The sequence below is a fragment of the Candidatus Stoquefichus sp. SB1 genome (assembly GCF_001244545.1).
Lineage (GTDB): Bacteria > Bacillota_I > Bacilli_A > Erysipelotrichales > Coprobacillaceae > Stoquefichus.
The window spans coordinates 101,701-123,635 of record NZ_LN852692.1 but is presented as its reverse complement, the minus strand read 5'-3'; the positions used below and the strand labels follow the sequence as shown (position 1 = coordinate 123,635).

General features: G+C 31.8%; 19 protein-coding genes. 1 reads left to right on the top strand and 18 read right to left on the bottom strand.

The window, feature by feature from the left end; translation table 11 throughout:
* Nucleotides 1–122 precede the first annotated feature (122 nt).
* Nucleotides 123–1,271 carry an aldo/keto reductase gene (locus BN1865_RS00630; protein ID WP_050635337.1) on the bottom strand — a complete coding sequence of 383 codons (1,149 nt, stop codon included), beginning with the start codon at nucleotides 1,269–1,271 and terminating at the stop codon, nucleotides 123–125.
* A gap of 9 nt (nucleotides 1,272–1,280) precedes the next feature.
* Complete coding sequence (locus BN1865_RS00625; protein ID WP_050635336.1) at nucleotides 1,281–2,126, bottom strand: aldo/keto reductase; 846 nt, start codon at nucleotides 2,124–2,126, stop codon at nucleotides 1,281–1,283.
* A 103-nt stretch (nucleotides 2,127–2,229) separates the two neighbouring features.
* Between BN1865_RS00625 and BN1865_RS00620 the strand changes: the two genes are divergently transcribed.
* Complete coding sequence (locus tag BN1865_RS00620; RefSeq protein ID WP_050635335.1) at nucleotides 2,230–2,631, top strand: MerR family transcriptional regulator; 402 nt, start codon at nucleotides 2,230–2,232, stop codon at nucleotides 2,629–2,631.
* 20 nt (nucleotides 2,632–2,651) lie between these two features.
* Here BN1865_RS00620 and BN1865_RS00615 read toward each other — a convergent pair whose 3' ends face one another.
* The 16 genes from BN1865_RS00615 to BN1865_RS00540 all read right to left on the bottom strand — a co-directional run bounded on the left by BN1865_RS00615 (nucleotide 2,652) and on the right by BN1865_RS00540 (nucleotide 21,762).
* Nucleotides 2,652–4,433, bottom strand: coding sequence for a fructose-bisphosphatase class III (locus BN1865_RS00615; RefSeq protein ID WP_050635334.1), 1,782 nt, complete (start codon nucleotides 4,431–4,433; stop codon nucleotides 2,652–2,654).
* On the bottom strand, nucleotides 4,434–5,684 hold the full coding sequence (locus BN1865_RS00610) for a zinc-binding dehydrogenase (protein WP_050635333.1): 1,251 nt from the start codon (nucleotides 5,682–5,684) through the stop codon (nucleotides 4,434–4,436). It abuts the gene before it with no gap.
* 15 nt (nucleotides 5,685–5,699) lie between these two features.
* The gene (pfkB, locus tag BN1865_RS00605) at nucleotides 5,700–6,629 is read right to left on the bottom strand and encodes a 1-phosphofructokinase (RefSeq protein ID WP_050635332.1); all 930 of its coding nucleotides are present in this window, start codon (nucleotides 6,627–6,629) and stop codon (nucleotides 5,700–5,702) included.
* A 4-nt stretch (nucleotides 6,630–6,633) separates the two neighbouring features.
* Nucleotides 6,634–7,341, bottom strand: coding sequence for a PTS sugar transporter subunit IIA (locus tag BN1865_RS00600; protein ID WP_050635331.1), 708 nt, complete (start codon nucleotides 7,339–7,341; stop codon nucleotides 6,634–6,636).
* Between the two features lies 1 nt (nucleotide 7,342).
* Nucleotides 7,343–9,358: a BglG family transcription antiterminator gene (locus BN1865_RS00595; protein WP_050635330.1), complete on the bottom strand. Its 2,016-nt coding sequence runs from the start codon at nucleotides 9,356–9,358 to the stop codon at nucleotides 7,343–7,345.
* Between the two features lie 12 nt (nucleotides 9,359–9,370).
* Nucleotides 9,371–10,732, bottom strand: a complete 1,362-nt coding sequence (locus BN1865_RS00590; RefSeq protein WP_050635329.1) for a PTS mannitol transporter subunit IICB — start codon at nucleotides 10,730–10,732, stop codon at nucleotides 9,371–9,373.
* A 329-nt stretch (nucleotides 10,733–11,061) separates the two neighbouring features.
* Nucleotides 11,062–11,538 carry a PTS sugar transporter subunit IIA gene (locus BN1865_RS00585; RefSeq protein ID WP_198527212.1) on the bottom strand — a complete coding sequence of 159 codons (477 nt, stop codon included), beginning with the start codon at nucleotides 11,536–11,538 and terminating at the stop codon, nucleotides 11,062–11,064.
* Between the two features lie 11 nt (nucleotides 11,539–11,549).
* Nucleotides 11,550–12,971, bottom strand: a complete 1,422-nt coding sequence (locus BN1865_RS00580; protein WP_050635327.1) for a glycoside hydrolase family 1 protein — start codon at nucleotides 12,969–12,971, stop codon at nucleotides 11,550–11,552.
* Between the two features lie 15 nt (nucleotides 12,972–12,986).
* Nucleotides 12,987–14,351, bottom strand: coding sequence for a PTS transporter subunit EIIC (locus tag BN1865_RS00575; RefSeq protein ID WP_050635326.1), 1,365 nt, complete (start codon nucleotides 14,349–14,351; stop codon nucleotides 12,987–12,989).
* Nucleotides 14,352–14,532: 181 nt separating this feature from the next.
* Complete coding sequence (locus tag BN1865_RS00570) at nucleotides 14,533–16,800, bottom strand: helix-turn-helix domain-containing protein (protein WP_050635325.1); 2,268 nt, start codon at nucleotides 16,798–16,800, stop codon at nucleotides 14,533–14,535.
* Between the two features lie 298 nt (nucleotides 16,801–17,098).
* A complete protein-coding gene (locus BN1865_RS00565; protein ID WP_050635324.1) occupies nucleotides 17,099–17,743 on the bottom strand; it encodes a flavodoxin in 645 nt (214 codons plus the stop codon).
* A gap of 113 nt (nucleotides 17,744–17,856) precedes the next feature.
* Nucleotides 17,857–18,414 (bottom strand): flavodoxin family protein, encoded by a 558-nt coding sequence (locus tag BN1865_RS00560; protein ID WP_050635323.1) that lies wholly within the window; start codon nucleotides 18,412–18,414, stop codon nucleotides 17,857–17,859.
* 3 nt (nucleotides 18,415–18,417) lie between these two features.
* Entirely contained in the window at nucleotides 18,418–19,251 is an 834-nt protein-coding gene (locus tag BN1865_RS00555) for an SDR family oxidoreductase (protein ID WP_050635322.1), read from the bottom strand.
* Nucleotides 19,252–19,275: 24 nt separating this feature from the next.
* The gene (locus BN1865_RS00550; RefSeq protein ID WP_050635321.1) at nucleotides 19,276–20,034 is read right to left on the bottom strand and encodes a carboxymuconolactone decarboxylase family protein; all 759 of its coding nucleotides are present in this window, start codon (nucleotides 20,032–20,034) and stop codon (nucleotides 19,276–19,278) included.
* A 3-nt stretch (nucleotides 20,035–20,037) separates the two neighbouring features.
* On the bottom strand, nucleotides 20,038–20,547 hold the full coding sequence (locus BN1865_RS00545) for a flavodoxin (protein WP_050635320.1): 510 nt from the start codon (nucleotides 20,545–20,547) through the stop codon (nucleotides 20,038–20,040).
* Nucleotides 20,548–20,580: 33 nt separating this feature from the next.
* A complete protein-coding gene (locus BN1865_RS00540; RefSeq protein ID WP_050635319.1) occupies nucleotides 20,581–21,762 on the bottom strand; it encodes an iron-containing alcohol dehydrogenase in 1,182 nt (393 codons plus the stop codon).
* Nucleotides 21,763–21,935 lie beyond the last annotated feature (173 nt).

Sequence of the window (21,935 nt, the reverse complement as noted above, 5' to 3'; positions counted from 1 at the left end):
ATTTTATCGTATTAATATTAAATATCAAATACCTATATCAAATAGGATAATATGCTTTTTGAGTATATGTAGTTATCATCAAAAAAAGAAATCTATTTCACTAGATTCCTTTTTTTAATCTTTTAATTGTCCTCTATATATCCCTGAAAACTATTTTGAATTAAAAATGCAATTGCTTCTTTTACTGCTATATTGACATCAAATGCATCATTGATTTTTGCATTTAAAGATGAATAATCAGCTTTTTCAAAAGCCCTATCATAAGCGGTTCTAAATGATTTATAATAATTCAGTTCAGCTCCAAAAGTTGGATTAGGTTGAATCAATAAACTATTATAAGTTCTTAAAATAGCTGATAATGGCACATGATAAACATTATCATCTAATACAGACATATCATTACATTGATATTTCCATTTTTTCATTATCTCTTGTTTTGTATATCTTAAAATATCATATTCCTCATGACTCAATGGCTGGAAATCTTTCATATACGATGTATTATCTTTAACCTGTTCTAATGATGACATTCCAGAAAGAACAGCCAAAACACCATCGTAGCTCGCACAATAGCGGATTGCATAACTTGCTGTGCTTGCCTCTTTATGTAATGATTGCATTTTTTGTAAAGCAGATGAAGGGACATTCATTAATGCTCCACCTTTGACTGGCTCCATAATAACAACTTGACATCCATGTTTACGAATCACATCATAACAAGCCTTTCCTTGAATCATCGGCTCCTCATCATCATAATAATTCATCACAATCTGAACAAATTCTACTTCTGGATGTTCTGTTAATATTTTATCTAAATGAAAAGCGTCATCATGATAAGAAAACCCAATATGCTTGATTTTCCCTTCTCTTTTCCATTTTTTCATATAATCAAATAAGTGATACTTTTCTACTTCTCTTTCATATAACACACGATTTAAATTATGCAACAAATAATAATCAAAATACTCAACACCACATTTATCTAATTGTTCTTGAAAAATACCTTCAATCTGATGATCATCAGGCATTTGAAAAGTTGGAAACTTAGATGCCAATACATAATGATTTCTATCATGTCTTTCAACTAATGCTTTTTTAATTGCTATTTCTGATTCACCATTATGATAAACATAAGATGTATCAAAATAAGTAAAACCTTCTTTTATAAACAAATCTACCATTTGATTGAGTTGTTGCTGATCAATATCAGTTGGATTGTCACTATTGAGTGGCAATCTCATTAAACCAAAACCTAATTTTCTACTATTCATTTTCTTACCTCACATTCTTTTTGTTTTATAGACTCTTTTTAAACTTTCTAAACGATATTGACTATCTTCTCTTTTTTCTATATCCAATGTCTTTATTTTTATCATTTCTTCTTCACTTAAAGCAAAATCAAAAACTTCAATATTTTCTTTCATTCTTGCTTCTTTTGTTGATCTTGGAATGACAACAAAACCTCTTTGGATATGCCATCTTAAAATAATTTGTCCAACAGTTTTATGATATTTATTTGCAAGTTCTTTTAAAACTTCATTTTCAAATAAATGATTCATTCCCGCAGCAAATGGTGACCATGCTTCTAATTGAATATCTAACTCCTGGTGCAATGTCATCTCCTCTTGTCTTTGTAAAAAGGGATGACATTGAATTTGATTGATAACAGGCTTAATCTCATTGTTATAAACCAAATCATATAAACGATCATTAAAGAAATTAGATACGCCAATTGCCTTTATTTTTCCTTCCTGATATAACTCCGTTAAAGCTCTCCATGCCCCATAATAATCACCCAAAGGACGATGCAGCAAATAGAGATCAATAGATTCTACCTGTAACTTTTCTAACGATTCATTAAACCCCTTTTTTGCTCCTTCATAGCTATTATCTGTAACCCATAATTTAGAAGTAATAAAAAATTCATCTCTAGGAATACCACTTTTCTTTATAGCACTACCAATAGCCTCTTCATTTTCATATATTGCTGCAGTATCAAACAAACGATAACCAACCTCTATTGCCTTTAAAACTATCTTTTCACATTCTTCTAAATCCTTAAATCCACAAACACCAAATCCTATTTGAGGCATCATAATACCATTATTTAATTGAACATATTTCATTCAAACCCTCCTTTACACCTTTATTTCTTTTTGTTACAATAGCATTGTAATATCCTCGAGTCACTCGAGGTCAAGAACTTTTTAAAAAAAGGAGTAAAATACAATGTATACATTAAAAGAAGTTTGTTTATTGTTAGATATGAGTGAACATACAATTCGCTATTATACCGATCAAAATATTGTTCCTCATGTCAAAAGAGATAAGAATAATAGAAGGCTTTTCGATGATGAAACACTTGATTGGTTACGTGGTGTAAAATATTTAAGAAGTTTAGGTATGTCGATTGATGATATTCGTGAATTTCAAAGTTTATGTCAACAAGATAGTGATGAAGCCCTTTCTCAAAGATTAGCTATTTTAACAAATCAACTTAACAAAGGAAAAGAAGCTTTAAAACAAGCCCAACAAAGAGTTAAATATCTTCAGGATAAAGTAGAAAGAGAAAAAAAGATTCTTGAACATCTTATTCCAGATGACAAGAATCCTGCTAAAAAGAAATATTAAGGTTTCTGATGATTTTATTATTATTGATAAAAACCTTGTCGCTTTAATGATAATAAAGTCTTAAGATCTTCAATTCTTTCTAATAATTGATAACCATCTTTTGTATCTTTAATCATTTCCTGCTTTTGACGTGTATAAATAATTGTTGATTCATATTGCATATCATGATGAATATCATAACTACCTAGATGAATATGATGTGTTTTTAAACGCATACCATGACTATTACTAATTAATGTATAGCCTGCTACTCCTGTTTTTCTATGATTTTGCATACAAAATCCCCCATCAATAACAATCAGTTTCCCATTCCCTTTTAAAGGACTCTCTCCTTCTTTCACACGGACTGGTGTATGCCCATTAATAATCATACATTCATGATCATACAAACCAAATTCATTAAGAAGCATAACACATGTTTCTTCACTTTGAATATATTGATAATAAGCATTTTTCACTTCTTCGCAAGGCTGATCTAAGACAATTCTTCGTCCACATAAAGGAGAATAATCACCACACCATAAATACCATAAATAATCTATCGATTCCTGATCATGCTGATAATATGCTTCCTGAATATGCAGATTTACTTCATCAAAATAAGCTTTTCCATAAAGTTCCTGACCAAAACAATGATGATGATAAAACTTTCCATCATCATTAAGTGGTACACAGCCATGAAACAAAAGATGATGATTGGTTTTTAAATATAATGATGAATGTTTCAGTAAAAATTGCATATGTTTTTGAAGTTTTTGACTAGACATAAAACTTTTTTGTAAATCATTTAAAATCGCCTGTTCCTGATTAGTTAACTGTGAATCATGATGTTGCGATAAACGATAGTCCATTTGCCACTCTGGATAAGTGTTGATGAGCTGCGACTCTAATTTGTATAACATATTTAAGCAAAATTCTTCCATTGCCTGATGATGACTCTTTTGGTCCGTTTGATTGGTTGCTGTCATCATGAGTTTGCGTAATGGAATGCCATAACTTTTTTCTAAAAGTTCTATATGCCGATAATGAACACAGTTTTTGACAACACTCATGATGCATGCTGGCTGTCCTAAACTTGCTCCCAGCCATAAAATATCATGATTCCCCCATTGTAAATCAAAACGCTGACAGTTCATTAAATCATCTATAATTTTATCTGGAAATGCCCCTCGATCATAAATATCTCCTAGAATATGCAAACGATGAATGGCAAAAAAACGAATCATTTCTGTGAGAATTGTTATAAAATGATCAGCTTCATCTAATTCAATAATGGTGTCAATAATTTGCAGATGATAAACATATTGTTGATCAAGTTCATCTAACTGTGCATGAAGCAGTTCATCAATAATATATGCATATTCATTTTTAATATTTTCCCTTACATGTGAACGAGTATATTTAGATGTCACATAACGTGTTAAGCGTATCAGTTTTAAAATCATATCTCGATACCAGACTTGTGGATACTTCTGTGTCAGAACTTTATCGGGATAATAGATTAAAAAACAAAGTTCATTAATGTCTTGTAAAGACATTTCATTTTCAAAAATAACAATGGCTTTTTCTTTAATAACCCCTGAACAATTATTCATAAGATGAGCAAAGGCATTATATTCACCATGTAAATCTGATATATAATGTTCTGTTCCTTTAGGTAAATTTAAAAGTGACTGTAAGTGAATAATTTCTTGACAAATGGATTGAATAGTTGGATATTCTCTTGATAATTCCTGAAAATACTTTTGATGATCTTTCATCTTTATAAAAAGAGGCTTATGCAAAACATAAGCCTTTTTCATTTATTGGAAACTTTCTAAAAGAATCTTTTCTGCTTCACTATTCCATAAACCATTTGTTTTCTTTGTAGAATCAGCAAGTTTTTTAAATAATTCATTTGTTTTTCCTAATTCTTCAAAATCATCAATTGCTGTTAAAGGCATTTGAATATGTGTATAGATTAATTTCTTTCCACCTGGAATATTTGGTAAATTCTTTGTCGTATCAGCAACTGCATCTAAACCTCCAATATGAGTAATCATAACAGCTGTTTTGATTTGACCTTGAGCATCTTTTTCAATTGCTTCTTTCATATCATCAATAGTTCCACCCGTGCTTCCTAAGATACGATGTCTTGAATAATGACAATTGTATAAATTCATAGAAGCTGAGAAGTCTGGATCTGTTGGTCCGGCAAATAAGTTAAGATTTCCATCATATGCCATTAACTGATCAGCCATTTCAGAAACACTTTCAAGAGGAACATAGACAAAGACATCATCATAGCCATGTCCATCAGTGAGAGCCATTAATTCTGCCACTGGATCTTTCATTTTAGCAGTATTCACATAATGTAATTCAACACCATGTTTAGCAGCTTCTGCTTCTGAAATCACTTCTCTCGCACGTTCAATTCTTGCATCATCAATATCTGTCACAACAAATCTTTTTGGTTTGTTTTCATAAGTCAATGCATAACTCACTGCTCCTAGTCCCATTGGACCACAACCACCTAAAACAATGATATTTCCATCTTTTTTCGTCCCCATAACATGATCATAACTTCCTGGGACTGTATGATAATGAGTATGGAATCCAGAGATAACACAACACATTGGTTCAGCTACAGAAGCGGCAAAGTAACTATCTCCTTCAAAAGTCCATAAACATCCAGCTTCAATAATATCATTAGGAAAAATACAGTATTCGCTGTCACCACCACACCATTGATATGAATAACCTGGTGATTCCATTTGACCTGGGATAGCTGGCTGTTGAGCAAATTTTTGACCTGGTTTAAATTGATCTTGCCATTTTTTACCAACTTTCACAATATCACCAGCAAACTCATGACCAATAATAATTGGATTGTCATAAACATCATTAGGAACACGTTTATGGTTTGCACCTTGTTTAATTGTTTTGTATGTTGACATACAAATACTATCTGAAACAACTTTGACTAAAATTTCATCATCTTTAATTTCTGGTAAATCAAATTCTTCTAATCTTATATCATCAACGCCATAAAGACGGACTGCTTTTGTTTTCATATATATGTTCTCCTCTTATTTAAAATAAATGTTCACTTCATTAATTAATTTTTCAACCATTGCAAGACTTGGTGCTTTGGTTCCTTCAGTCATAACTGCTCCAGCTGATGTCGCAACTGCCCATTTAATCAATGGAATAAGTTCATAATTCTGTTCAATCCCATAAGCCAATGCGCCAACCATTGAATCACCTGCACCAACTGCAGAATGAGCAACAATATTTAATCCTGGAACACGTGCTACTTCATCATGAGTAATGAACATTGCACCATCTGAGCCAAGTGAAATCACAACCAGTTCAATGCCTTTATAAAGTAATTTACGAGCATTTTCAATTAACACCAAATCACTGACATCCTCATTTAAACCAAAATATTTACACAATTCATATTTATTCGGCTTAATTAAATAAGGTCCTGCTTCAATACCATTAGTGAATAAATCACCATCAGCATCAAGAATCACTTTTGCACCTTTTTCTTTTAATAAAGTTATTAATTCATTATAAATCGTTTTGGGAACACCTTTAGGAACGCTTCCAGCTAACACAACAATGTCACCTTCAAACGTCATTTCTAATAAAGCATCACTCAATGCTTTAACATCTTGTTGACTTATTTCCTGACCCACTTCATTAAGTTCAGTCAAGTTCATATCCTTATCTAAAACTTTTAAATTCATACGTGTATTACCATCAACATGCTGGAATTTATATTCCAAGCCCATCTGGTCTAACTTCTTTTCAATCCATTGCCCATTTTCACCTGCAATGAAACCAGTACAAATAGATTGACCACCTAATTGCTGAATTGCTTTAGAAACATTGATACCTTTACCACCCACATCAAGTAAAACATGATCTAAACGGTTTAATCCATTACAAACCATCTTATCAACTTGAGCTGTTTTATCAATTGCTGGATTTAAAGTCACTGTAATAATCATAAATTTATTCTCCTTGTGTTAAGACCTCATAGATAAAGTCAATATCACAAGCATTTACTATTTTTTCTACTGTTTCCATATCACTCAATTTTAAAGCAATATTTGTTAAGATTTCCATATGGTCATTGCCTTTTGCAGCAATCCCAATCACAATACGTGTTTTATTTCCATTCCAATCAATTCCCTGCGGATAGATCATCACTGCTATCCCAGTCTTTTTTACATAATCTTTAACATCATATTCCCCATGAGGAATTGCCAAATCATTACCTATATAAGTTGTTAAATCATGATCACGATTTAACATTCCCTGAATATAAGGTTCTTCAATATAACCTTTATCCATTAATAACTGACCAACTGCAACAATGGCTTCATCACTGCTACAAGATGGACAATCTAAAACAATTGATTCTTTTGCAAGTATATTGCTATTTTCAATCATCGCTGTCATCTCCTTTGAAATAGTCTGGAGTCTTTTTTCATCTAAGAAATTATCAATAGTATAAACTTTGAGAAAACGATATTGTTTTTGAACATAGGGCAAAAGCGCTCTTTGAACAATCACAACATTACACCTTTGTGGAATATCATAGAGAGAACAATTAGAAACAGCTATATCACAACTAACATATCTTTTGAAAAGACTTGCCCCAAGTGCACTTGATCCCATTCCGGCATCACAGGCAAAATAAACATTTATACGTGCCATTTCATTCTTCCTCCTTAATGATTTTAATAATCCAATTTTGTAAAATATGATTAAATGCTTCGATGATCTTTGCTTCATCACCACTTAACAATTGGTTAAAAAATTCCTGGTTTTCAATCAACTGTGATGAAATATATGACATCATTCTTTTTTCTAATGTTAAAGCGTTGCGAGGCATCAACATTAATAATACAACTTTGATGTCAGCAATATCTGCTCCTGTAAAAATCCCTGTATCTGCTCTTAAAATATGCACACAGCACTCTTTGACAAGTTCTGTTGTACAATGCAGTAAAGCAAATCCAAATGTTGGATAAACATTGCTGCCTTTGGCTTCTCGAGATTGAATTTCTTCAATTAGCTGAGGATTATCTGTGACATATTGACACGCAATTTCAATAACTTCCTGTTTGTTTTTAAAGTGTGAAATAACATGGAGTTGAATATGTGTTATAAATTGTTTAATCATTTCAGTCAACTCAATCAAGTCATAAGACAACTGTGTATGATATGGGAGAAAAGGTTGTTGTCTTTTTTCATGAATAGCCTGTAAAACACGTGTCACATCATTTTGATTTAAGAGTGGTGTTACATAGAGTGCACCGTCAATTTCAAATGTAGAAATAAGCAATTCACATTGATGATGTTCAATGTCCGTTAAAGAGAGAGGAATAAATTGGACATTTGCATCGACAATTCTTTTCAATCTTGCAGTTAACAGTGCTGAAATCCCAATTCCACTGCTACAGACAATACCGACTTGTATAGGACGAAGATGGGAACTCTGATAACGTTCTATGGCCGCTGCAAAATGCAGTGCTAAATATCCGATTTCATCATCGTTCATATCATACCCATAAATATCTGTAAAAGCATCAGATGCAAGCTTGGTTATTTGAAAAATATCGGCAAAGTTTTCTTGAATTTGTAATAACATTGGATTATATATTGGAAGATGATACTCTAAACGAACAAGTGCAGGTTTTAAATGAGCTGCTAAACTTTGATAGAGTTCATAATCTCCTAATAAGTGATAACCCTTTTCTTCAAATACAGATAACATTTTCATGATCACATCATGATATTCTTCAACTGATGTATCATCATGAATAATTGTTAATTTTGCACTTTGAAGATGAATGGCAATAAATGCACATTCTGTAGTTTCAAAAGAAATATCGAATTCTTCTGATAAATAATGAACAATCAATTCGGCTTTCTGATAAGCTTGACGATCATTAATTAAGTTAAATATCTCCTGATTATCACTCATTGCTTTTCCTTCTTTTATACGACTCACAGCAATCATTAAATGAATGATGAGTCCCATATAAGAAGATTTTGCTATTGAATCTAAATCTAACTCTTGATGATGAGTTTGAAAGACTTCTAAAATCTGTTTTAATATTTGAATATCTAATAAATTTTTGATATTTGAATTTTGATTGGCTGTCATTTGGTCTATCACATCTTGAATGTTATATCGATTGAAATCAACATTTAAGATATGATGTTGAATTGTTTTATTGATAATTGATGAAATGGCTTGTCTAATGACATTTTCATCAGCTTCAATACCGACCCCAAATCCTGGTCGTCTAATTAATTGTATATGGAAATTTTTAAAATCAGTTTCTAAGTCATCTAAATCATGTGAAATGGTTGCTTCAGAAACCTGAAATTTATTGCTATAATAAAAGAGTTTTTGAATATCTTTTGTTCTCAGTAGTTCTAAACATAGTAATTCTTGTCTTTCTTCTTTATCCATGTAGTCAATTTTTGATCCCTGGATGTCCATGATAAGATTTTGTTTATCTTCATCACGACCTATAATGCGAATACCTTTTCCTTTTTTGGAAAGGATTTGTAAATTGTGTAAAGAGTCTTTGATTTGATTTAATTCACGCATAACTGTTCGTGAACTGATTTGTAATTCTTCAGATATTTCATGATAAGTAATATAATCATCCCTTAACAAACATAATGATAATATTTTTGCCTGACGAGATGAATACATATGCTTATCCTCCTATTGTAATTTTTTAACGATTTCGTCGTATTCTGTTCCACCCATAAAGTTAGTAATTGGAAAAATCACGACATTTGGAAGTCTTTCCTGTACACGTGCTACAAGTGAAACATGTGTAACAACCACTTGAGAATCTTCTGGTATATCATTGATTGCATAGTGCGGAACTTCAATATCAATACCGGCTGCTTTTAATTTTTTGGTTAATAAGGCAGCTCCCATTGCACTTGATCCCATCCCTGCATCACATGCAAAGACAATCTTTCTTAATTCATGATAAGAAACTGATTTGACTTCTTGATTTGTATTTTTCATATCTTTCATTTGTTCTTGTGCTTCTTCTAGATCTTCTTCTGTTCCTTTAGATGCCTTCAAGATAATTGAAGCTATAAACATTGTCACTGCTGTCGCAACCACAATACTAAGAATAACACCCAGATAACTAGAGGCTTTACACATTCCTAGAATAGCAATAATACTGCCGGGTGATGCTGGAGCAGTTAAACCTGATCCAAAGATAACGTTGACTAAGATTCCACTTGCTCCACCAGCAATAACAGCTAGTAATAATAATGGATTCATTAAGATATAAGGGAAATAGATTTCATGGATTCCACCAACGAAATGGATAATGCTAGCTGCTGGTGCTGAAGCTTTGGCTGAACCTTTCCCAAAGAAACAGTAGGCTAATAAAATTCCTAAACCAGGACCAGGATTGGCTTCTAACAAGAAGAAGATTGATTTTCCTGTATCTAATGCTTCCTGCATTCCGATTGGAGAGAATATTCCATGATTAATCGCATTATTTAAGAACAAGACTTTAGCTGGTTCAACAATGATTGAAACGAATGGTAACAAGCCATGTTCTACAAAGAAGCTGACTCCAATATTTAACATATCATTTAAGAATAGACATGCTGGATTGATAGCTAAACATCCAATAATTGCTAAGACAAATCCTAAGATTCCAGCTGAGAAATTATTGATTAACATTTCAAATCCTTGTGGGGTATGATCTTTTAAAAGTTCATCTAATTTTTTAATTAAGTATGCTCCTAACGGACCAGCAATCATTGCCCCAATAAACATGGGAATAGGTGCTCCCACTAAAACACCAATTGTCATAATTGCTCCGACAGTTGCACCACGTTGACCATAAACATTTTTACCACCAGTATAACCAATTAAGATTGGTAATAAATATTTATTCATTGGCTCAACAAGAGCTGCAAGAGTTTCATTAGGGAACCATCCATCAGCTATAAAGAATGAAGTGATTAATCCCCAAGCAATAAAAACGGCGATGTTTGGCATGACCATTGCACTTAATGTTCTACCAAACTTTTGTAATTTTTCTTTCATTTTTGTGCTTCCTTTCTGTAAATCTCCTCTTTACAACTCTTACTATACAAGCCCTTTCACCAATTCTCAATCTATTGAATTTGAACTTTGTCACTTGTCAAAATGGACAAAATTCAAGAGTCTTACCAGGGTTACTTTTTCAGCATTTTTGACATCTTTTGTCAATTTATTTTTTCTTATAAAAAAGCATTGACATGCTTAAAATTTGTTTTTATTATATTATATCTTTGCATGAAGATAAACAAATTTTGACAAAAAAAGAGAAAGTTATGGTGACTTTGATTTCACTTACTCTCTCTTCTATATAATCAGTTTTAATTAATGATATTTTACTCTAATACACAAATTGCCTCTTTCACTTTTACAAGGCTTTCTTCTTGTAATAAATATTTTATAGACTTACCATTTGTACAAATAATGATGACACTATCCTGATATCCGGCAGATTGAATAGCATTTAAATCAATCTCAGCCAACGAATCACCTATTTTCACTTTTTGTCCTACTTTCACCAATGGTTGAAAGCCTAGTCCATTCATATTAACAGTGTCAATGCCAATATGAATTAATAACTCTATACCATTTTCACCTTGAATACCATAGGCATGACCAGTTTCAAAAACAACTGTTATTTGTCCATCTATGGGTGCAATCAAATGACCATCCGTTGGTTCAATAACAACGCCATCTCCTAACATTTTCTCTGAAAACATACCATCATTTAAAGATTCTAAAAATCTATAAGTTCCATTAACAGGTGCATAAACTTTTTGATCTAACACATCATTTTTAAAACACTTAAACATTCCCATCAATATTATCCTTCCTCATCAACAATTTTTCCATTTGATGCAATCACTTTCTGATACCAATAATATGAATCTTTTTTTATACGCTTGTATGAACCATGTCCCTCATTATCCACATCAACATAAATAAAACCATAACGTTTATCAATATTTCCAGTTGATAATGCAATTAAATCAATAGCACTCCATGGCATATATCCAATGACTTCCACCCCATCTTCAATGACTTGAGATAAAGCTTTAATATGTTCTTTTAAATATTGAATACGATAATCATCATGAACTTTGCCATCAATTAATTGATCAGTACATCCAAGTCCATTTTCAACAATCATTAAAGGTATCTGATAGCGATCATAAACTTCATTCATAAAGTATCTTAAACCAATTGGATCAATCTGCCATCCATATTCACTTACTTCTAAATAAGGATTTTTTAAACCATCCACTAAGTTAGCCGATGTATGTTCAGCATCCTTTGCTTGACCACAACAATTTGTCATATAATAACTAAAGGCATAAAAATCTACAGTTCCCGCTTTTAATATCTGCTCATCATTATCTGCCACCTTAATTTTAATATCATGGTCTTTTAAATAACGGCGAGCATAATGAGGATAGTAACCTCTTACCATAACATCACCACAAAACATATTTTTCATTTGATTTGTTTGTTGCGTTAATAAGACATCGTTAGGATGACAAGTTAAAGGATAATTCATCATTCCTGCTATCATACATCCAATTTGAAATTGGGGATAATTTTTATGAGCATATTCGCAAACCATTGCACTAGCAACAAATTGATGATGTAAAGCCTGAAAACGTAAATTTTCAGTATTTTTTTTATCAAAAATGCCACTATAAATCCCACAAGCTGTCATAATTCCAAATGGTACCAATGCACAATTGATTTCATTGAAAGTCATCCAATATTTCACTTTATTTTGATATCTATCAAATAGTGTTTGACAGTATTTCATATAATGATGAATCATATCACGATTTGCCCAGCCATCTTGTTTTGATAAAACAAATGGTGATTCATAATGAGATATTGTGACTATGGGTTCAATACCATATTTTAATAATTCATCAAAAATATGATCATAGAATTGCAATCCTGCTTCATTAGGTACTTCTTCCAATCCTGTAGGATAAATTCTCGTCCATGCGATTGACATACGATATGCTTTCATGCCCATTTCAGCAAACATCGCAATATCTTTCTTATAGTGATGATAAAAATCTGCTGCTTTATGTGAACTATAATATCTATCCTTTTTGACTCCATCAGTTTCTTCACGAGGACTGTTCATTCCTTTAGCTTGAACATCTATCACGCTGATTCCTTTGCCATCTTCATTCCAGCCACCTTCAACCTGATTAGCAGCAGTGGAGGCACCCCATAAAAAATTTTCATTAAACATGATATTCAATCCTTTCTATGCTTTGGTTGCTGGCAAATCGTCAAATCCCATAATATATGTCACTACAAATGTAATAATGAAAGTAAGTGGAACAGTCATTAACCCTAATAAAAAATGACTATGACCAGCAAAGACTGCAATTGTCAATAAACTTGGTGTCACAAAAGAAGGTGCACTTAAGCCTACCAAACCAATAATGCTTCCTCCTAAAAAGGCACCAATCAAAACTGAAATAAAAGGTTTTTTCATACGTAAATTGACACCATATAAAGCAGGTTCAGTAATTCCTAATAATGCCGATAATGTTGCTGAATAAGCAGTTCCTCTTAATTCTTTATTCTTTGTTTTGACAGCGACTGCACAAGCAGCACCCGCTTGGGCAATATTAGCTGCCATTCCACTTGGTAAGAATATAGCATCAAAACCTTGTGATGCAAACATTTGAACAATCAACGGAATTGTTGCATTATGAGTTCCAGTCAAGACCATTATAGGAAATAATACTGCATTAATTCCAACTGCTAACCAACCCCAAGATTGCATAAAGAGACATAATTGAAAAAATAAATCACTTAAATAAATAGCCACTGGTCCAATCACAATCAAAACAATAGGTGCAACAATAAGTAAAGAAATCATTGGTTTTAAGAAAACTTTGACTAAATCCGGACTCACTTTATCAGCAAATCGATCAACATATTTTAATAACCATATTCCAAAAATCATTGGTAAAGCCTGTGCTGAATAATTCATTATTTTTAACCCTACTCCAAAGAAACTAACAGTTGTTCCTGTTTCACCCATTGCACTCAAATTAGGATGCATAACAATGGCAGCCAATGAAACTGCTAAAAATAAATCTACATTCATCTTTTTAGCAGCGTTAATAGCAACAATAAATGGTAAGAAATAGAATATTCCATCACCAATAACATTCAATATAGCAATTGTTTGTGAATCAGCCGATAATAACCCTGAAAAAGTTAATAATGTTGCTAAAACTTTAATCATCCCAGCTCCAGCAATGGCGGAAATAGCTGGTACAAAACATGCAATAAGCGTATCTAATGCCTGTTTTGCTAATCCTTTTATCGATTTATCTTTAACTTCTGTCTTTTTAACCTCACCAACTTCCTTACCAATAACCTGCATCACTGCATTATAAACATCAGTAACAATTGGTCCTAATATCACTTGATACTGTCCACTTGAAATAATAACATTAATAACGCCCTCAATTGCCTTCAGTCCTTCAATATTGACTTTCTCTTCACTTACCACAACAAATCTTAAACGTGTAACACAATGCGTCAAACTCCCTACATTCTCTTTGCCACCAATTTCTTTAATAATAGCCTCAGACATTTCTTTATAATTCATATTCATTCTCCTCTTATTTTCATATCACTCATGAGTACAGTTTCTATTATAGCAATTGTCAAATACATGTTTCGCATAGATTATTGACATCTTTTTTCTTATTTTTATTTATTTTTTCTTAGTAAGATGAATCTTAAAAAGAAAAGTCAATTATTCATTATGAATAATTGACATAATCTCTTTAATATTGATAAATGATATGCATATAAGCAAATTCATTTGCTTCAAGAACAATATCTAAATCTAATTGTCCATCTTTAACAATATAGGTTCTTATTCTCACTTGTGGAACAGCAACTTGCTGTAGATAATCTATATCATTTTCATGAATATACATTTGATCATTTGGCATCATTCTATTTAATTCATCCTGTACACTGCCATGATTGCGATTAACTGAGCGTGTTTTGACTACATAACGGCCATTCTTTATGTTCTTCAAATGAAAATTTAACTTGACCTCTTCGGTATCATCAAAATAATTATCATAGGCCTCATACTTGAGATTATCTTCTTCTAAATAATAATGATAACTTAATCTTTTACAATTATGACAGACAATTTGATAATTATGGTGACCATTAGTAAAAACAATACCATATTCACTCTTTTGAACAAAATATTCGCCCACATGACGCATAAAATGATAAGCATAATAAGATGGTTTTGGTATTCCATGTTTGGTCAACAAGCCATCCCCACCAAATAAAACTGTTCCTTGTAGTTTATCCGTATAGGCAATATCTAGAGGAACACTATGTGCTAAAGCATTGACATATCCAAAACAATCAATAATAATCTTAATAATTTCAGCTCCACGATACAAAGAATCATTCATCATATTAAAACGCATAATTGTATCTGAACTATTAGTAATAAAGATACGACTTTTATTTTTAGTCATTTCATTTGTATGTTTATAAATATATGATAACTGATTTTTAAGAAAATATTTATCAGTATTTCTTTGAATTGTAATATCATCATAAGTTTGATTAATAAGGTATGGTTCACCTTGAAATGTCATACCTAAAGGTGTTAAATGCATTTTATTGGCAAATGTTTCAAAACATTTCATACTCTGATGATCACTCAAAACAATTCCTGGCCCTAATACTTTTTCATCAACTTCAAACTTATCTAAAATATTTTGAATAGCCTGACTTGTCTTCATATATTTTTCAAGTTTTTCTTCATTAAAAATCGTATTATAAACCAATTCAAAACGCCAACTTTTTATATTTGATATACTATAACGATTTGCAAAATGTGAAAGTAATTTATTAAGATAATCAATCATTTTACCCAAATCATCAATTTGCCGATAATCAATCACAAACCATATTCTCATCTTTTTTTGTACAAGAAAATCAAATTCATTTTCTTCAGAATAAAAAGAATAAAGTTTATTATCATGATAATTCTTCCAATGAAGATAAATTCTAACATATCTAAATTGAAGAGTTTCATGTAACAATGAAAATTGTTCTTTACCAGCATATACACTTAAAATAGAAGCCTCATTAAGATTTATGACTTCAGACCAAAAAGGATAATAGGTTTGTTGCTGTAAAACATCAATAATCATATCTGTAGAAACGATTGTATTTTTTTGTAACTGATACAATTGTGAAACGGTTTTTGATAAAGCCTCTCTATAATTTTTTTCTTTATTAATCTTTTGACTTTTCTTCTCTTGTCTTAATTCTTTAGGAAGCATATGAAACTCTTTTGAAAATTGACGATAAAAAGCTTCAACATTAGGAAAACCATTATCAAGTGCGACATGTAACATGTTTTTGTCTGTATAAATCAAATCTTCAACAGCATGTTCAAGTCTAATCTTATTAAGATATTGATAATAATTAATTCCCATTTCTTTTTTAAAGTACCTTGAAAAGTATTCAGAATTCATTCCAAATACTTCACTTATTTCTTTTAAGCTTAATTCTTCTTCATAATGTAAATCAATATATTCTGTAATATTTTCACAACGTGAATCATTATCTAAATGAAAATCCATGAGTACAAAATTATTAACAATAAATAACAATAATTCATAAGTAAGTTTATTTTGTTCTGCAATTCTATATTCATGTTCTTCATATTGTAATAATAATAAATCTGTTAGATATTTACTTAAAATTTCATAATTATCATTTTCACCATGAGTAGAATTACATTCAAATTGATAATGTTTATGTGGAAAAATACTATGAAAATCTTTCATGGAGATATTAAATTGGGCATAAATAGCATTTTGACTTGATAGTTCATAATGATACTTAGGGTTGATTAAAATAAAATCATTCGTATTTAATAAAGATACATTTTCTTTTACACTGATTTTCATTTCATTTTCTAAACATAATAAAATAATCATATTTTTAGAACAACCTCTATATGTTTCACTTATAGATTCAATGTCATACTTAATTATTTCTCTCATACCTTTAACCCTTCCTCATTTATGTTTTGTACTATAATGTCATACACTATTATTTTGATTCATTATAGCAAACAGACCCTAACTATTTCTATTCTACTAGATTCATCGAATATAAACAATATATTCATTCTCATTGATTTCTTGCAATGATGATATATCCTTATCAAACAAAAAATGAAAAACCATACGTATATAGACGAAAGTCTTTCATTTTCTACATAATTTCATTGCACTTATGTCATTGATTATCATCATTTTCTTAAAAAGAAATTGGTATAACATTATAGGCAACAATGTTTCAATCTTTTAACCATTCTTCCACTTTATCTTTTGTTTCATCCTGTGAATTTTGAGCAGTCGCTCCCAAAATAGAAAAACCATTTAAAACCGTTGCTTGAGGGCAAGTTTTCTTAATATTTGCTTCAGTAGATGCCAATCCACTTCCAGCATGAGTACAAAATGGAATTATTGTTTTTCCAGAAAAATCATAAGTTTCTAAAAATGTATAGACAGCCATTGGCATATCTCCCCACCAGTTAGGATATCCTAAATAAATTGTACTGTAGTCATCTATATTTTCTAATGTCTCAGCAAGCTCTGGTCGTGCTTTTTCTCTTAACTGTTGTTGTGCAACTTTTGTTGTGGCTTCATATTCTTGAGGATAAGCATCTTTTGTCTGAATATGAAATAACTCACCATTTATCTGTTCAGCAATCATTTCTGCTACAATCTGCGTATTGCCTTTTTCTACGTAACCAACTGAATAATTTTCACCATTTCTTGAAAAAAAGGCAACCAACGCTTTTTTAGAATGATCTGTTTGTCCTTGTTCTTGTGTTTGCACAGGTTGTGGAGCATTATCAGCTTCCTGATTTTGAGAAGAACAACCAATTAGTGATATACACATTAATAAACATACGGATAAATTAAATAATTTTTTCATATAGATCCTCCATTTCATTTTTATAAAAATATCAATTATATTTTGATGACCTGCTTGTGAACCACTAATCTTTCTTCAACTTTCATAAACATTGAAAAACTGTCTCGACATCATTATCCATTGATTGATTTCCCCATATGATAAGCTTCTAAATAGGCAGGATGATGAATGGCATCACCTAATTCAAATGCTCCTGCCCCATTGATGATTCCAGCTTCATCAACCGTTTTTAAGACTTGAATAAATCCACGCAACGATTCAATTGTCGCTGTATGTTCACTTAAGTCTGGTGCTCCACTTGTCACAATAAAATAAACTTTTTTGCGTTTCAAACTCTCTCTGATTGTATATTCTCTGGCATAAAAACGGTCAATTAATAATTTCATTTGGGCAGAGACACTATAAAAATACACCGGTGTTGATAAAACCCAAATATCAGCGTCAATCATTTTTTGAATTATCTTATTGGCATCATCTTGACGAAAACAAATACTATCATGTTTTCGACAATAATCACAAGCAATACATGGATGAATTATATAATCATTTAAATTAATTTTTTCAACATCACATCCACTTTCTAATGCACCTTTTTGAAATTGTTCACATAGTATTTCACTATTTCCTTTTCTTCTTGGACTTGAAGAAATAATTATAACTTTCTGCTTCATCATTTAATCCTTTGGTTTTAATGGACCATAGAAATAAGATGCAGTTGCGCCACCATCAATTAAGAAATCAGTACCTGTGATAAAAGCCCCCTTATCACTCATTAATAGTTCTGCTACATTCGCAATTTCATCGGCTGTTCCAGGACGTCCCGCTGGACAAGAAGCAAACATATTTTTATAAAAATCGCCTCTTGGTCCATTGAATTCATCAATTGCTAAAGGAGTGACAACAATTCCTGGTGAAATAGAATTGACTCTGGCTCCTCTTTGTCCCCATTTAACAGCTTCAGCCATTACTCTTTTTTCATTACAGCGTTTCGCAAGCTGATAAGCATGTAAAGTATCTTGAATATTTTCAACTTGTAACAAATCCAATGATAACAATTCTTCTGTTGGAGTTGTGGCTAGCTGTTCATCTTCTAATGGTGTTAACTGTTTCATACGATGTCCAGATTGACTAGAAATGGTAACACCTACCCCGCCATCAGCAATGACTTTCCCAACTTCTTCTAATAAAACAGCTGTTCCATATAAATCCACTTTTAAAATGGCTTCTATTGGTGCCTGACTTGGTGAAACCCCTGCCCCATTCACTAGCATTGTGATGTTTCCATATCTTTTTGCCTTTTCAATCATTGTTAAAATAGATTTTCTTGATGATAAATCCATTTCTATAGGTTCAACATCAAAGCCTGCATCATTCATTACCTTTGCAATCGCATTGGCATTATCAATGTTTTTATCACCCATAATAATCTTTTTACCATAACCCATTCTTCTGGCAATAGCCATACTGATTTGACCAGCACCTGTGACAATCATAACGTCTTTATTCATTTTCATCGCTCCTTTTCATATTATTTATTTTTCTTGATTTGCCGCTTCTTTTACACAGCGTAAAGCATTTAAACTTCTTGGATAACCAATAAATGGGATACATTGAGAAATAATCTTGATTAAAAATTGTTGATCATTGCCTAAACGCATATTGGCAGCAGCATGAGAAATCAACTGTGGTTCACAACCACCCTGGGCAGCCAGGAAACAAAATGTAATCATTTCTCTTTGTTTATAATCTAAACCATTTCTTGTATAATAATCACCAAAACAATTATCCGTTAACCAGTAATTGATATGTTTTGAATCTTCATCACCTGATTTATAAAAATCTCGCATGCTTTCTCCAAAAATATCAACCTGAGCTTGATTTCCTTTTGTTAAGCGATTGTTAGGATTGGTTGTAGATTGTCCAGCCAATGGCAATGCAATGTTATTGTTCATGCAAAAATCATTCACTGCATGTAAAAATGGAAAGACTCTTCCAATGCCTAAATATGCTGTTGCCTGATAAACAATTTCTTTCATTTCAATGGGTGTGACACCAAAATGATAAGCAGCTGTTAACATCGCTTTAAACTCATTAATTCCCTGGCATCCAAGCAAGGCTGCTAAAATTGCCATAAATCTTGTCTGATCATCTAAATCATCATGATTGACAACTTCATCAAAAGCAAAGTTATCAAATAATTCAATAAACTCTGGATCTGTTTCTAATAATTGTGATTCATAGCCAGGAAACATCTTTTCATGATACGCCTTGGCTTTTTGACTGATACTCATAGACTATTTCTCCTTTACCCATGATTTGATTTTTTCATCACTGTTGAACACTTGACTTCCTTGAATTGCTAATCCTTTAAAAACATGACTCTTTGGACATAGCCTTTGAATATCCTTTTCACTCTTTCCCATACCGCTTCCTTCATGAGTACAGAAAGGATAAATATTTTTTGACTTAAAATCATAACTTTCTAAAAATGTCCATACACACATTGGCATTGTTGACCACCAATTGGGATATCCTAAATAAATATTGTCATAATCTTCAAAATGTGAAACAAGATTTTGAATTTTTGGTCTGGCATTTTCACGAAGTTCCTTTTGTGCCAAATCAGTACATTCACGATAAACATAGGGATACTCATGTAATGGTTTGATTTCAAATAAATCACCACCAATGATTTCCTGTAACTTTAATGCAACAACTTTGGTATTACCTGTCTCTAAAACTTTGATATCACCATTCACATAATTCTCTTTATCATGTGAAAAATATACAATTAAATTCTTCATAACCTGATCCTCCTTTTGTGACTCATTTTCTTTTTATAAGCACATATGATAAATACGTGCACAATCTTCTTTTGTTAAAACACGATAAGCATGTGGCAATGAATCTGCACCATGGGTTGCTTTTTCAACCATCTCATCAATTGGTAAAGACTTAATACCCATTTCAGATAGATGAACAGGTAAACCAAGTTCATCTTTAATAAACGTCTGCAATGCTTCTATTCCAAGATTAGCAACACTCACTTTATCCTCATTATCAGCTACACCCATGACATTAACAGCAAATCTTGCAAAATCATCAGCCACACTTTCATCTCTATCCAACAAATATTTCATCCATTTAGGTGTTAGGATTGCTAACCCTAATCCATGTGTTAAATCTAAAGTTGATGAGAACTGTTCTAAAGCATGTAATGAAGCTTGTGTCTTGAAACCAGAAGTACAGAAACTATTTAATGCCCAACTGGCTGCCCAAAGCATCGTAGCTCTGGCTTCATAATTTTCTGGTTCCTTGATTGCGATTGGTAACTGATTGCGTACGGTTTTCAGCAATGTTTCGACAACATTGAATTGTAATGGATATTTTGGAGCGTTGACAAAATAATTCATATCGAACAAATGAGCCATAATATCATACCCACCACAAGCTGTTTGTCTTGCTGGAACTGTGAATGTATTTGTTGGATCTAGAAAAGCTGCTTTAGGACGTATCGCTTCTCCATTAATACCACTCTTTATTCCTAATTCCACATTTGCAATCACACATGATTTATCCATTTCACTTCCAGTCGATGCAATGGTTGGCATCGCAATGACAGCTAATGCTTTATCCCATGTAACTTTGCCTTCAACCAAATCCCAAATATTATCACTTTCTGACAAAGTTGTGGCTGCAATGGCTTTACAGCAATCAATTGTTGAACCTCCTCCAATCGCTAAAGTTGTTTGAATACCATTATCTTTACATATCGCAACACCATTGTTCACTGTTGTATGTCGTGGATTCGGTTCAACTGCTCCTAATTCAAAAACTTGTACACCATTTGATTCTAATTCATCAATAACTTTTTGATATAATGGCGAATTCTTAATAAAATTCCCACCATGCGCAACCAAAACCTTATCACCATATTTTAAAACTTCTTCATGTAAGTGACTTAATTGATTTTTACCAAAATAAACTTTTGTTGTGTTTTGAAATTGAAAATCATTCATACTTTATATCCTCCTTGTTCTTTTCTAATGTTATTATAAACAATCCTTTCTTTTTCAACAATTTGAGTTACTAATGGTATTCATAAGTAAAACTTATTTGAACTCTATCTCATAAGTAGCTTCTTTTATCATTGTTTCATAATATTTTATACACTCACATATATCTGTATAAA

What these genes read in the sequence shown, in the direction of transcription:
- BN1865_RS00590 (WP_050635329.1), bottom strand. Translation starts at nt 10,732, where the DNA reads ATGAAAGAAAAATTACAAAAGTTTGGTAGAACATTAAGTGCAATGGTC.
- BN1865_RS00600 (WP_050635331.1), bottom strand. Translation starts at nt 7,341, where the DNA reads ATGGCACGTATAAATGTTTATTTTGCCTGTGATGCCGGAATGGGATCA.
- BN1865_RS00610 (WP_050635333.1), bottom strand. Translation starts at nt 5,684, where the DNA reads ATGAAAACAAAAGCAGTCCGTCTTTATGGCGTTGATGATATAAGATTA.
- BN1865_RS00550 (WP_050635321.1), bottom strand. Translation starts at nt 20,034, where the DNA reads ATGAGTATCAGTCAAAAAGCCAAGGCGTATCATGAAAAGATGTTTCCT.
- BN1865_RS00620 (WP_050635335.1), top strand. Translation starts at nt 2,230, where the DNA reads ATGTATACATTAAAAGAAGTTTGTTTATTGTTAGATATGAGTGAACAT.
- BN1865_RS00630 (WP_050635337.1), bottom strand. Translation starts at nt 1,271, where the DNA reads ATGAATAGTAGAAAATTAGGTTTTGGTTTAATGAGATTGCCACTCAAT.
- BN1865_RS00540 (WP_050635319.1), bottom strand. Translation starts at nt 21,762, where the DNA reads ATGAATGATTTTCAATTTCAAAACACAACAAAAGTTTATTTTGGTAAA.
- BN1865_RS00555 (WP_050635322.1), bottom strand. Translation starts at nt 19,251, where the DNA reads ATGAATAAAGACGTTATGATTGTCACAGGTGCTGGTCAAATCAGTATG.
- BN1865_RS00595 (WP_050635330.1), bottom strand. Translation starts at nt 9,358, where the DNA reads ATGTATTCATCTCGTCAGGCAAAAATATTATCATTATGTTTGTTAAGG.
- BN1865_RS00565 (WP_050635324.1), bottom strand. Translation starts at nt 17,743, where the DNA reads ATGAAAAAATTATTTAATTTATCCGTATGTTTATTAATGTGTATATCA.
- BN1865_RS00570 (WP_050635325.1), bottom strand. Translation starts at nt 16,800, where the DNA reads ATGAGAGAAATAATTAAGTATGACATTGAATCTATAAGTGAAACATAT.
- BN1865_RS00615 (WP_050635334.1), bottom strand. Translation starts at nt 4,433, where the DNA reads ATGAAAAAGGCTTATGTTTTGCATAAGCCTCTTTTTATAAAGATGAAA.
- BN1865_RS00580 (WP_050635327.1), bottom strand. Translation starts at nt 12,971, where the DNA reads ATGTTTAATGAAAATTTTTTATGGGGTGCCTCCACTGCTGCTAATCAG.
- BN1865_RS00545 (WP_050635320.1), bottom strand. Translation starts at nt 20,547, where the DNA reads ATGAAGAATTTAATTGTATATTTTTCACATGATAAAGAGAATTATGTG.
- BN1865_RS00625 (WP_050635336.1), bottom strand. Translation starts at nt 2,126, where the DNA reads ATGAAATATGTTCAATTAAATAATGGTATTATGATGCCTCAAATAGGA.
- BN1865_RS00560 (WP_050635323.1), bottom strand. Translation starts at nt 18,414, where the DNA reads ATGAAGCAGAAAGTTATAATTATTTCTTCAAGTCCAAGAAGAAAAGGA.
- BN1865_RS00575 (WP_050635326.1), bottom strand. Translation starts at nt 14,351, where the DNA reads ATGAATTATAAAGAAATGTCTGAGGCTATTATTAAAGAAATTGGTGGC.
- pfkB (WP_050635332.1), bottom strand. Translation starts at nt 6,629, where the DNA reads ATGATTATTACAGTGACTTTAAATCCAGCAATTGATAAAACAGCTCAA.
- BN1865_RS00585 (WP_198527212.1), bottom strand. Translation starts at nt 11,538, where the DNA reads ATGTTTAAGTGTTTTAAAAATGATGTGTTAGATCAAAAAGTTTATGCA.